This window comes from Gracilimonas sp. (assembly GCF_031581265.1).
Lineage (GTDB): Bacteria > Bacteroidota > Rhodothermia > Balneolales > Balneolaceae > Gracilimonas.
The window spans coordinates 73,736-85,003 of the sequence record NZ_JAVLBQ010000010.1; the positions used below are offsets into that span (position 1 = coordinate 73,736).

The following is an 11,268-nucleotide window of genomic DNA, read 5'->3' on the forward strand; positions in this document are numbered from 1 at the left end:
ATGCAAAACATGAGCAAACCCCGTATAGCTATCTCAATTGGTGATTTCAATGGGATTGGTCCGGAAATTATTTTAAAGACACTTTCTGCTGCAGATCTTGGGAAATCTACACCTGTTATTATGTCACCCAAAAAAGTGATTGATCATGCTTTAGCTTCTTTAGGTGATATTCCCGTTCATTTTGCTAAAGATATTTCTGATGTAAGTGATGAGATCATTAATGTACTTCCGGTGGAAAATAATGAGGTGGAATTATCGCCCGGAGTTCAATCTATTGAGAGTGGTAAAGTGGCCATGCAATCTATTGAGAAGTGTATCGACCTTTGTGTAAGTGGTGAGACCCAAGCCATGGTCACGGCTCCTATTTCCAAAGAATCTGTGAATCTTGCCGGGTACAAAATTCCGGGACACACTGAATTTCTTGCCTCCCAAACCCAAACCGATGAGGTTTTGATGATGCTGGTGAGTGGCAACTTGAGAGTCGCTTTGGTTACTACTCATATTCCGGTTAGTGACGTTTCGAAAGCAATTACTTCAGAGGCAATGCAAACTAAACTCGAAATTTTGATAAACACCCTTAAACATGATTTTGGAATTGAGCACCCGAAGATTGCCGTTTTTGGGTTAAATCCCCATGCCGGTGATGGCGGTGTTATTGGAAAGGAGGAAATTGATACCATTGATCCGGTTATAAAATCAATGCAAGAATCTCATAAAGATATAACCCTGAATGGCCCCTTCCCGGCCGATGGTTTTTTTGGTCAAAAAATGCACCAAAAACATGACGCTATCCTCGCTATGTATCACGATCAGGGATTAGCGCCTTTTAAATTGCTTTCATTTGGTAAAGGGGTGAATTTTACGGCCGGACTTCCCATCATCCGGACTTCGCCCGATCATGGAACAGCATTTGATATTGCAGGAAAAGGAATCGCAAATCCATCTTCATTTAAAGAGGCCTATGAATTAGCCGTAGAACTGGCAAACAAAAGAACCCTTGAAAACTAAAGAGACTGAGATTTATACTGCCCTTGCTAACATCTATGACACCCTCATGGAGGATGTGGATTATGTAATGTGGGCTGACTTCATTGATGAAATTATTCAAACCCATCACCCTAACCCGGAAGATATTTTAGAACTGGCTTGTGGAACCGGGGCTGTTTCACTGGTATTATCCCAATTTGATGAATATACCATCACAGCCACCGACAAATCAGCCGCTATGATCGAGAAGGCACGCCAAAAGGCAGCTGAGCAAGAAGCCAATGTGCAATTCGATACTATTGACTTCAGCGATATCAAAAGTTCTACCTCTTATGATATCATATTTTCGGTGTTCGACAGCGTTAATTATTTACATAGTGAGGCAGACATTTTGGCCATGTTGGATGGATGTAAACGTATTTTAAAGCCGGGCGGATTATTAATTTTTGATTTTTCCACTCCTCAAAATTCCCTTGAAGCCGTTGATTATCTTAATAATGAAGAGGGTAATTATGGTAATTTCAGATACTTTAGACAGAGTCGTTATGAGCCCAATGAAAAGCATCACTACAATGAATTTGAGCTAGAGGAGTTGGCAGAAGATGGAAAAACGGTAATTAACCGCTTTAGTGAGATTCATAAACAGCGAATTTATTCCTTAAAGGAAATGCTGTCAATTTTGGAACAAACATCCTATTATCAGGTGGCCAAATACAAAGATTTTGAATTGGTTGATGCAGACGAAAACAGTTCACGTGTAACCATGGTACTTCGATGTCAGATACAACAGTAATTGAACTTAAAAATGTCACCCTTTCTTTCGATAACTCCCGCGTGCTTGATGATGTAAACTTCAAGTTGCATAATGGGGAGTTTGCCTACCTTATAGGTCCTACCGGTGTGGGCAAAAGCTCTTTTTTGAAATTACTTTATCGGGATGTGCTTCCTGATCATGGTACGGTACGAGTTACTGAATACCCTGTAAATCGAATCAGTGAACGTGAAGTACCGATGCTCCGAAGACGACTTGGCATTGTATTTCAGGATTTTCAATTGCTCCAGGATCGAAATGTGCACGACAATGTCGCATTTTCGCTACAGGTAACCGGAGAGAAACCCAAGTTCATAAAACAACGGGTTCTTGAAGTATTGACGATGGTTGGACTAAGTCACCGCCGAAAACATATGCCTAAAGATTTATCCGGGGGTGAACAACAGCGGGTAGTAATAGCCCGTGCCCTTGCTAATGAGCCTCGTATTCTCCTGGCTGATGAACCCACGGGTAACCTTGACCCAAAAGCCACAAAGGAAATTATGGAGCTTCTGAGAACTATCAATAACCGGGGTATGGCTGTGCTGATGGTTACTCATGATTATGCCGTTGTGAAAAAGTATAAAGCCAGAACCATCCGCTTGGTGAAAGGCCAAACGCAGGATTTAGTTTGGAAGGGTGAAAAGCTGGTTCCGAGTAAATAACTGCTTTTCAGAAATTAAAAATGAAAGATTTAAAATTTAAAATTGTTTTGGGTCAATTTTAAATTTTTCATTTTGAATTTTAAATTCTAAGCTAACATGCTTCAACAACAAAAAGTAACCGAACAAATTCGCACTCATGCCCTGAAATTAGGGTTTGATGCTTGTGGCTTTGCTAAAGCACAATACCTTCCTGATGAAGCCCGAAGACTTGAAGAATGGCTAAATCAAAACCGGCAAGGGACTATGGGCTGGATGGAAAATCACTTTGATAAAAGAGTAGACCCTACCCTTCTTGTTCCCGGCTCTAAAACGGTTGTTTCTGTACTGGCGAGTTATTATCACCCTCAACATAAGGAGCAAATCGGAGTCAAAGACCAGCCTTTAATCTCAAAATATGCCCAAGGGCGTGATTATCATAAAGTCCTTAAGAAGAAACTTAAACACCTTTTCCAGTTTACGGAAGAACTTGTAGGAAGTCTCGAAGGACGCATATTCACCGATTCAGCGCCGGTTTTGGATAAAGTATGGGCACAACGTGCAGGACTTGGTTGGATCGGCAAAAACTCTAATCTTCTCAATAAAGACATTGGCTCATTTTTCTTTATTGGGGAAATGATTATTGATGCCGAATTAAGCTATGACACTCCCGTAACCGACCACTGCGGCTCCTGCACCCGATGTATTGAGGCTTGTCCCACTGATGCTATCTACGAGCCTTATCGGGTTGATGCCACCAAATGTATATCGTATCTGACCATCGAACTCAAAGAAGAAATTGATAAGCAATATCAAACCGATATTGAGAACTGGATTTACGGTTGTGATATCTGTCAGGATGTGTGCCCGTGGAACAGCAAATCGGTCTTGGCACAATTTGAGGATCTCCATCCCAGGGATTATGTGGCTGATCGTGATCTTGACTTCTGGGAGAACCTAACCAAAGAGCAGTACGATAAAACTTTTCGGGGAAGTGCCATTCGGCGTGCCAAATATGATAAGTTCAAATCAAATGTTGCAGTAGTTTCTTCCAATATTACTGAACCATAAAAAAACCGACTTCTCAGCCGGCTTTCATTATTATTGAAGTAAACTCAATTGCAAAGTAAAACTTAGTAGCCTACCGTTGAGCAATCAACGTCAATAAAGTCATCATTCCAGCAATACATGTTAGCGGAGTCGGTTCCTTGCTGATAATATCCGGTTCCTGAAGAAGTATTCCAGTGGACGTAGATATTATTGTCACTGTTGCTGCTACTGTATGTAACATCAAAGACATCTCCATCTTGAGTATAGGTGTAGGTTTCAACTCCAGTACCTTCCCCAAAAAACTCTGTTGTGGATTCATAATTATCGTCTCCTGATCACGTCCAGTTAGTTTCCATAAATGGTTCTTCTTGATTACTATCAGGATTAAGACTATTGAAAGTCCATGAACCAGAAGAGCCATCCTTGGCTGTTGAGCCTTCAATCATAGTATAATCTTCAAAAGAGTTACCTTGTCCATCATCAAAAGACCAAGTCATTTCCCAAAGTATATTGTCACCAACCTCTCGTGAAGTAAGAACAATAGAAACGGATTCCCCTTCATAGCTATATGAATATTCCCATCTCCATTCTCCGTCGTTGAACTCCGCTTCACTTTGATTGGCAGAACTAAAGAAGGAGGTATAGAACAATCCTGATGCGGTTACAGCAGAAAGTCCGGTTGCATAGAAATAGGCTTCAGAAAAATTAGCCGTATTCTCTTGATTAAGAGACTGACTATTATTCTCAAAATAGGACAGATCAGCTTCAATATTTTCGAATTCCGGAAATTGAGGTGGATCTCCATCATCTGTGGATGCAGGATCATCTCCCCCACAAGCATTTAATAGAAGTGACAGTACAATTAATAATGATAGTAGTTTAGCCGTTTTCATGTAACCCACATTTTTGATTTAATTTGTTTACGGTTCTTTAAAAATAAAAGAACTACCGTATTTAAAAAACTTAAAATTTATCTTTCTTATCCTTTAGTGCCTTATAAAGCAATTCCCTTGCTCTGAAAATATGGGCTTTTACAGTACCCAGTGGCAGGTCAAGAACATCAGCAATTTCCTGATACGATTTTTCTTCCATGTGCCGCATTTCTATGACGGCTTTATATTTTTCGGGAAGATTTTGAATTGCATGTTGAACAATCTGCTTTCGTTCTTTTTTGATAACCGGCTTATCGGTTGAAAAGCTTTCATCAGGAAGCTGAATTTCCATTTCGCCATCTTTGGTTTTGTATGGCTCATTAATGGAGAGCGTTTTCAGCTTTTTCTTTCTTAAATAGTCAATGGTGTGATTGGTGGCAATCCTATACAACCATGTGGAGAAGGCGTACTCATTACTGTAGGTAGAAAGGTTATGAAAAGCTTTCATAAAAACTTCTTGTACCAGATCTTCAACCAGCTCCACTTCCTTTATCATTTTTCGAATATGGAAATAGAGTGGCTTTTGGTACTTATCTACTAATTTCTTGTACGATTCTTCTTTACCTGCCAAAGCTTCAGCTACAAACTTGTCGTCTTCCAGACTGCTGGCTGAAGCATTGGGCCTCGGTGAGTTATTTTTAATTTCTGAACTTTCTTCTGACATATCGTGAATTATTCAGCCCTTAAAATACAAAGCCTGCGACAAATGAAAATGCCTTTTTTGAAGGAATTTTTTTTTGTTTATTATATGGAGTGATTAAAGGTGTACACTTAACACAAATAATAACAAGAAGAAAAACAACTACCATAATTACTTACTACAGCACTTGTTTTAATGTTTTCGGTTTTAGCTTTCCAAAATTCACAAGCTCAATTTGTGAAAGCCGGAGTCGGTTTAATGTACGGTACAGAAATAGAACAACCCGGTATTCGGGTAGATGGTGTTTACCAAATAAATGAAGAAATCCGAGCAGTTGCTGATTTTGGATTCTATCTACCGGATGAAACAGAAAGCAGTGGTGGCGGAGTTACTTCTACTACTACCTCAACTTACTGGGAACTCAACCTTAATGGGAATTATATCTTTAGTTCTGATACAGAAAGTGGCATGACTGCTTATGCATTGGCTGGTCTTAACTATCTTAATTTTAATGTTGATAGTGAAGCGTCTGGCGGTGGTTTTACCGGATCCACAAGTTTCTCTGATTCTGAAGTTGGACTTAACGTTGGTGCAGGCATCGAATATGCCTTAGATTTTGGTGACCTCTTTGGAGAAGCCAAATACGTTATTGGAGATTTTGACCAATTAAACATTGGAGCAGGGCTTCGATTTAACTTCTAAGCTAAACCTTATTCAAAATTTTAAGCGTCATTCGAATTTCGGATGACGCTTTTTTTATGCCTTCAATATGGCACCGTGACGAATACCACCTGTTGATACCTCAATTTCCGATACCTCAAATTTTTTCATAAACCCTTCCAAAATCAGCAAACCGGCCATAAAAATATCTGCCCTACCCTTTAGATATAACGGATGCTTCTCTAGCATTACTTCATAGGTGTGAGCCTTAAACTGTTTGATAGCATGCTCAATAATTTCATCCGTTATACTGAAGCCATTAATTTTTTCAGGCTCGTAGGAGCTTAGATTAAGAGCCATACCTGCGAGTGTGGTTAGGGTTCCTGCCACACCCACTGCTTTCACACTCTCAGAATATTCAAAAGTATGAGAGTCATAAAGATTACTGACTGCTTCCCTGCAAACCTCAATTTCCGGAACAGTTGGAGGATTCGAGCTTAAAAACCTTTCCGTAAATCGGACAGATCCCATATCAAAAGAATATCCATCTGTAATTCTCCCATCCTGTAGATGAGCCACTTCCGTGCTGCCTCCCCCAATATCCAGAATCATTACTCTTTTTTCATCAGAAATGGGAAGTACTGACAATGCGCCGGCGGCAGTCCATTCCGCTTCTTCCCTGCCCGACAATAACCTGATGTCGAAACAGGTCTCAACTTTTACCACCTGTATAAAATCTTCACAATTATTGGCATCCCGAACGGCACTGGTGGCGGTCACAATGGCATCTTTAACCCCAGGATATTCGTCGTCTAAAATCTGCCTGTAATCTTTTAAAGCCTGAACAACTCTTTCTGTTGCTTCCTTATTGATATTTCTATCACCATCTACCCCTTGACCAAGCCGAGGTGAGCGATGTTCTTCCCGAATAACTCTTATTTGTCCTGCCTCTATTTCAGCAATTAACAGAAGAACAGTGTTGGTACCAATGTCTATCGCTGCTTTCATGCTTCAAATAACATCCCAATCCACTCTTTGAGCTGACGGGTTTCTTTATGGGTTAGATCCTGTAAAGCGGATTGCTTCAAAATGGTTGATTCATCTTCCTCTAATAAACCGGATAAAACCAATTTTCCGTTTTTCTTCAAATGTGAAATTAAATCCGGCACCAAATCAATAAGCGCATTTCGGTTGATGTTGGCTACAATCACATCGTAGGTTTTATTTGGAGGAATAACCTCTACAGAACCTAATTTAACCTCAAAACCCTCCACCGCATTTAGCAAAATATTTTCTTCTGCATTGGTTTTGCTCCACTCATCTACATCAAAGCCAAAAGCGGATTTAGCTCCCAATTTAAGTGCTGCAATGGCTAAGATACCTGTTCCAGTTCCGGCATCTAAAACGGTATCTCCTTCTTCCACAACCTCAGGTAGCCATTCAAGCATAATCCGGGTGGTTGCATGATACCCGGTTCCAAAGGCCATCTTGGGATCTATCATAAGCTCAATTTTATCTCCCAAATCTCCCTCAAAAGTTGACCAAGTCGGATGAACGTAAAACCGTCCTATGGTCTGGGGCTGTATGGTACGCTCCCATTCCTCATTCCAGTTTTTCTCTGAAATCACTTGTTCTTTCAGAATAGACGCTTCCCAGCCAAAGCCCATAAGCTTTTGTTCAATTTCTTCTCTCTTAGAATCATCAAAACGATTGGAGGGAATACTTGCTAAAAGGATATCATCAAGCTGTTCAAACCCTTCAAAATCCAGATCAAACATTTCGGCAATCAATAACTCTTGCAGCTCATCTTTGATTGATATCCTCAGCTCTATGTATTCCATCACAAACGGTTATAGATGAGTTCTGCCATGACATCTCCCACGGCTTGAAGCGTTGCCCTGCTTATGATGTCCATGTTGTCGGAATGGGTATGCCAGTATGCACCAAATTGTGCATTACCCTGCTCAGTTCTTGAGTGATTTATAACATTGATAATAGGGATACCGGCTTGTTCATTTACGATCATGTGATCATCTGCAACGGCTGCACCTTCTTCATTCAGAAAATAATTATCGTATCCTTTCTCACCGGCAATATTCCAGACTTCTTCTACCAAATTAGGCGCATAACTCAACGAATATCTTTCCTTGGGAAATTGAGCATTTTCTGCCCCAACCATATCCAACAAAATACCAAATCGGGGACTGTAACCCGGAACGGGAGGATTGTTTGACCAATACCGTGATCCCAAAAAGTATTTCTCCAAACTACCTGATTTGCCATAATCTTCCCCATCAAAAAGTACAATATCTACTCCAATTGGTGGCGGATTTTCACTAAATATCCGAGCCAGTTCCAACAATACAGCTACTCCACTTCCACCGTCATCAGCACCGACTATTCCTTCTTCTTTTCGTGTTGAATCCATATCTGCACGGGGGCGGCTATCCCAATGTGCTGACAGCATGATTCGATCTGTAGCTGAAGTGTTAAAGGCTGCTATCACATTGGCAAGTTCCAAAGTTTCCTCATAACCCTCTGCTTCAAATCGCTGGATGAATACCGAATTTTGTCCTGCATATTCTTTGAATTTATTCTCAAAATATTGAAGAGCTTCACGGTGCGCTTCTGTTTTGGGAACACGCGGACCAAAATCAACTTGTTCTTGCACAAATTGATAGGCTGAGTCAGCATTAAAGGATGGAACTTCTCTACCCTTTTCAGTGAATTTCAGACCGGGTTCATCCCCGGAACAATTGATGAGCAGGAATATTGATAACAGAACTAAAAGTTTATTCATCTCGGTGTACCATAGTAGCTGAAGATTGGGATACCGGGTAAATAATAGTATCCATTATGTTAACATGAGCTGGCCGGTTGGCTACAAAAACAATGATTTCAGCAATATCTTCGGGGGTGAGTGGCTTCATTCCTTCGTACACTTTGGCTGCTTTTTCTTTATCTCCACGAAATCGAACTTCACTGAATTCTGTTTCTACCAATCCGGGAGAAATCATGCTCACTCGCACATCGGTTCCGTGAAGATCTTTCTTAGTAGCTTCTGTAATTGCTTTAACGGCATGTTTGGTAGCACTATAAACCACACCACCGGCATAAGATTCATGTCCGGCTGTGGAGCCAATATTAATAATATGCCCGGTATTGCGCTCCCTCATTTGTGGTGAAATTAATCTTGAGAGATATAAAAGACCCTTCATGTTTGTATCAATCATCGTATTCCAGTCATCAAAAGAAGCACCGTACACAGGGTCAGTTCCTTTGGCAAGCCCGGCATTGTTGATTAAGATATCAACTGGGGTTGAAAGAGATTCCACAAAAGAGCGGCAAGCTTCAGCATCCTGTACATCAAAAGAAGCTACATCTACAGTGGTATTATACTGTTCAGTTAACTGATTTTTTATTTCTTGGAGCCGTTTTTCCCTTCGGCCTGTCAGTATAAGTTTTACCCCTTCAACAGCCATAAGTTCGGCTGTCTTATATCCAATACCTGCTGTAGCGCCGGTAATAATTGCCGTTTTACCTTCAATTCTATTCATAACAAAAAGGTGTTTATGAAACTTTCATTTCCACAAGTCGACCGGCATTCAGTACTTTTGTTTCTTCAAAGCTATCTGCTACAAATTGGATACCGTAAGGCAATCCATTGCTGTGCGTTCCGGCTGGGACACTAATCCCACAAATTCCGGCTAAGTTTGCGCTGATGGTATATACATCATTTAAATACATCTGAACCGGGTCATCGAGTTTAGAACCGATGTCAAAAGCAGTTGTCGGTGCAGTAGGACTTACGATAACATCTACCTTCTTAAACGCTTCTTTATAATCGTTTTGGATCAGTCGGCGTACTTTTTGAGCTTTTCCATAGTATGCGTCATAATAACCGGCACTCAGTACATAGGTACCCAGCATAATTCGGCGCTTTACTTCCGGACCAAAACCCTCAGTACGCGATTTTTTATACAAGCGAACCAAGGCTGAATCTAATTTTGTTAATTCTTCCTGTACGGCAATTTTATCTTCACCCTCAGCAAGCTCAAACTGCTCTTTAAGTGCTATTTCTTCTTTCTTGAGCTCATCAAGCATTTCATCTTTATCAGCCCGATGGCCATATCGAATACCATCATACCGGGCGAGATTACTGGATGCCTCTGCCGTAGCAAGAATATAATAAGTAGCTATTCCATACTTCACATGAGGCAATTCCACCGGTACTAATTCCGCACCATCCGCCTCAAGCTCATTCAATATAGATTCGATACCCTTTTTAATCTCTTCATCGAGTCCCTCCCCAAAAAAGGCTTCCGGAACTCCAATTTTAATTTTTTTATTTGGGGATTGGGCTGCCTCTATATAATCATCTTTTTCTTTTTGGGATGAGGTATTATCTCGCTCATCAAAACCGGCTATTACATCCAGTACGCGTGCGGCATCTTCCACAGAATGCGCCAGAGGTCCTATACAATCAAAAGAAGAAGCAAACGCGACCAGCCCGTATCGAGATACACGACCGTAAGTTGGTTTCAACCCCACCACTCCACAATAGGAAGCCGGCTGACGAATAGAGCCTCCGGTATCAGATCCCAATGTAGTCATGGCCATATCTGCTGCTACAGCAGCAGCACTTCCCCCCGATGATCCTCCGGGTACTTTGTCATGGTCATGGGGATTTTTAACCGGGCCAAAATTACTGAACTCATTGGCTGAACCCATTGCAAATTCATCCATATTTAAACGCCCAATCAGAATAGCATCTTCGGCTCGGAGACGTTCAATTACAGTAGCATCATATACACTTTCAAAGTTTTCAAGTATTTTTGACGCACAGGTAAGTTTCTTTCCTCGCTCAGAAATTACATCTTTTATACCCATAGCCACACCGGCTAATTTCCCGGCCGTGCCATTATCGATCTTTTTTTGCACCTCTTCGGCGCGACTCAAAGCAGCATCAAAATCCGTATTTACATACGCATTGATGTCCACATTTTTTGATTCGATTTGGGTGATATAATGTTCTACAATTTCACGAAGACTTAACTCTCCTGATAAGACTTTATCTCGAGTCTCTGAAATAGTCATAAAATTTAATTTCTGCTTTTAATTGCTTTTAGAGGAGGTTTCTTCGTGATTTGCAGCATCCTTGATATCTCTGGAGCTGTCCTCAATTTCCTTTTTAATATCTTTGGAAGCCTGGCGAAATTCCTTCATTCCCTGGCCTAAACCACGGGCTAATTCTGGAATTCTTTTAGCTCCAAACAGCAATAAAATTGCAAGTCCAATTAATAAAACTTCCGGGGCACCTAGTCCACTAAACATAAAATAATACTCTTAGGATTTAGTTGATGTATTTGTGCGAAGATAACAATATTTTCGGCACGAATTTGGAACAAAAATTTTATTTATTCACTTGTGTTTTAATGACACTTGTGTTTATTACACTCATTCACTTTTAAAATAATTAATGTACTATGATTTGGACTGTAGAATTAGCCGCAGCTTTAGATGATGCCCCATTCCCGGCAACCCGAG

The 11,268-nt window shown here is 40.7% G+C and carries 13 protein-coding genes; 5 read left to right on the forward strand and 8 right to left on the reverse strand.

Annotated elements, in window-relative coordinates:
- Positions 1 to 9 precede the first annotated feature (9 nt).
- The 4 genes from pdxA to queG all read left to right on the forward strand — a co-directional run bounded on the left by pdxA (position 10) and on the right by queG (position 3,510).
- Complete coding sequence (gene pdxA, locus RI561_RS05765; RefSeq protein WP_395079275.1) at positions 10 to 1,008, forward strand: 4-hydroxythreonine-4-phosphate dehydrogenase PdxA; 999 nt, start codon at positions 10 to 12, stop codon at positions 1,006 to 1,008.
- Positions 998 to 1,780: a class I SAM-dependent DNA methyltransferase gene (locus RI561_RS05770; protein WP_395079276.1), complete on the forward strand. Its 783-nt coding sequence runs from the start codon at positions 998 to 1,000 to the stop codon at positions 1,778 to 1,780. Before pdxA ends, RI561_RS05770 begins: the two co-directional genes overlap by 11 nt.
- On the forward strand, positions 1,762 to 2,463 hold the full coding sequence (ftsE, locus tag RI561_RS05775; protein ID WP_395079277.1) for a cell division ATP-binding protein FtsE: 702 nt from the start codon (positions 1,762 to 1,764) through the stop codon (positions 2,461 to 2,463). Before RI561_RS05770 ends, ftsE begins: the two co-directional genes overlap by 19 nt.
- A 96-nt stretch (positions 2,464 to 2,559) precedes the next feature.
- Positions 2,560 to 3,510, forward strand: a complete 951-nt coding sequence (gene queG / locus RI561_RS05780; protein WP_395079278.1) for a tRNA epoxyqueuosine(34) reductase QueG — start codon at positions 2,560 to 2,562, stop codon at positions 3,508 to 3,510.
- Between the two features lie 314 nt (positions 3,511 to 3,824).
- On the opposite strand, the gene RI561_RS05785 is transcribed toward queG, so the two are convergent.
- On the reverse strand, positions 3,825 to 4,382 hold the full coding sequence (locus tag RI561_RS05785) for a hypothetical protein (RefSeq protein WP_395079279.1): 558 nt from the start codon (positions 4,380 to 4,382) through the stop codon (positions 3,825 to 3,827).
- Between the two features lie 70 nt (positions 4,383 to 4,452).
- The gene (locus RI561_RS05790; RefSeq protein WP_395079280.1) at positions 4,453 to 5,085 is read right to left on the reverse strand and encodes an RNA polymerase sigma factor; all 633 of its coding nucleotides are present in this window, start codon (positions 5,083 to 5,085) and stop codon (positions 4,453 to 4,455) included.
- A 171-nt stretch (positions 5,086 to 5,256) separates the two neighbouring features.
- On the opposite strand from RI561_RS05790, the gene RI561_RS05795 reads away from it, so the two are divergent.
- Complete coding sequence (locus RI561_RS05795) at positions 5,257 to 5,763, forward strand: outer membrane protein (protein ID WP_395079281.1); 507 nt, start codon at positions 5,257 to 5,259, stop codon at positions 5,761 to 5,763.
- A 54-nt stretch (positions 5,764 to 5,817) separates the two neighbouring features.
- Here the strand turns inward: RI561_RS05795 and RI561_RS05800 are convergent, their stop codons facing one another.
- From RI561_RS05800 to RI561_RS05825, 6 genes are read right to left on the reverse strand one after another with little or no spacing between them, the layout of a single operon-like run.
- A complete protein-coding gene (locus tag RI561_RS05800; protein WP_395079282.1) occupies positions 5,818 to 6,729 on the reverse strand; it encodes a Ppx/GppA family phosphatase in 912 nt (303 codons plus the stop codon).
- Entirely contained in the window at positions 6,726 to 7,562 is an 837-nt protein-coding gene (gene prmA, locus RI561_RS05805; protein ID WP_395079283.1) for a 50S ribosomal protein L11 methyltransferase, read from the reverse strand. Before prmA ends, RI561_RS05800 begins: the two co-directional genes overlap by 4 nt.
- Entirely contained in the window at positions 7,562 to 8,521 is a 960-nt protein-coding gene (locus RI561_RS05810; protein WP_395079284.1) for a M28 family peptidase, read from the reverse strand. Before RI561_RS05810 ends, prmA begins: the two co-directional genes overlap by 1 nt.
- Positions 8,514 to 9,278 (reverse strand): SDR family NAD(P)-dependent oxidoreductase, encoded by a 765-nt coding sequence (locus RI561_RS05815; RefSeq protein WP_395079285.1) that lies wholly within the window; start codon positions 9,276 to 9,278, stop codon positions 8,514 to 8,516. Before RI561_RS05815 ends, RI561_RS05810 begins: the two co-directional genes overlap by 8 nt.
- A 13-nt stretch (positions 9,279 to 9,291) precedes the next feature.
- Positions 9,292 to 10,818, reverse strand: a complete 1,527-nt coding sequence (locus RI561_RS05820) for an amidase family protein (RefSeq protein ID WP_395079286.1) — start codon at positions 10,816 to 10,818, stop codon at positions 9,292 to 9,294.
- Between the two features lie 18 nt (positions 10,819 to 10,836).
- A complete protein-coding gene (locus RI561_RS05825; RefSeq protein ID WP_395079287.1) occupies positions 10,837 to 11,055 on the reverse strand; it encodes a twin-arginine translocase TatA/TatE family subunit in 219 nt (72 codons plus the stop codon).
- Between the last annotated feature and the right edge of the window lie 213 nt (positions 11,056 to 11,268).

What these genes read in the sequence shown, in the direction of transcription:
- RI561_RS05820 (WP_395079286.1), bottom strand. Translation starts at nt 10,818, where the DNA reads ATGACTATTTCAGAGACTCGAGATAAAGTCTTATCAGGAGAGTTAAGT.
- RI561_RS05800 (WP_395079282.1), bottom strand. Translation starts at nt 6,729, where the DNA reads ATGAAAGCAGCGATAGACATTGGTACCAACACTGTTCTTCTGTTAATT.
- RI561_RS05795 (WP_395079281.1), top strand. Translation starts at nt 5,257, where the DNA reads ATGTTTTCGGTTTTAGCTTTCCAAAATTCACAAGCTCAATTTGTGAAA.
- queG (WP_395079278.1), top strand. Translation starts at nt 2,560, where the DNA reads ATGCTTCAACAACAAAAAGTAACCGAACAAATTCGCACTCATGCCCTG.
- prmA (WP_395079283.1), bottom strand. Translation starts at nt 7,562, where the DNA reads ATGGAATACATAGAGCTGAGGATATCAATCAAAGATGAGCTGCAAGAG.
- RI561_RS05785 (WP_395079279.1), bottom strand. Translation starts at nt 4,382, where the DNA reads ATGAAAACGGCTAAACTACTATCATTATTAATTGTACTGTCACTTCTA.
- ftsE (WP_395079277.1), top strand. Translation starts at nt 1,762, where the DNA reads ATGTCAGATACAACAGTAATTGAACTTAAAAATGTCACCCTTTCTTTC.
- RI561_RS05815 (WP_395079285.1), bottom strand. Translation starts at nt 9,278, where the DNA reads ATGAATAGAATTGAAGGTAAAACGGCAATTATTACCGGCGCTACAGCA.
- RI561_RS05825 (WP_395079287.1), bottom strand. Translation starts at nt 11,055, where the DNA reads ATGTTTAGTGGACTAGGTGCCCCGGAAGTTTTATTAATTGGACTTGCA.
- RI561_RS05790 (WP_395079280.1), bottom strand. Translation starts at nt 5,085, where the DNA reads ATGTCAGAAGAAAGTTCAGAAATTAAAAATAACTCACCGAGGCCCAAT.
- pdxA (WP_395079275.1), top strand. Translation starts at nt 10, where the DNA reads ATGAGCAAACCCCGTATAGCTATCTCAATTGGTGATTTCAATGGGATT.
- RI561_RS05810 (WP_395079284.1), bottom strand. Translation starts at nt 8,521, where the DNA reads ATGAATAAACTTTTAGTTCTGTTATCAATATTCCTGCTCATCAATTGT.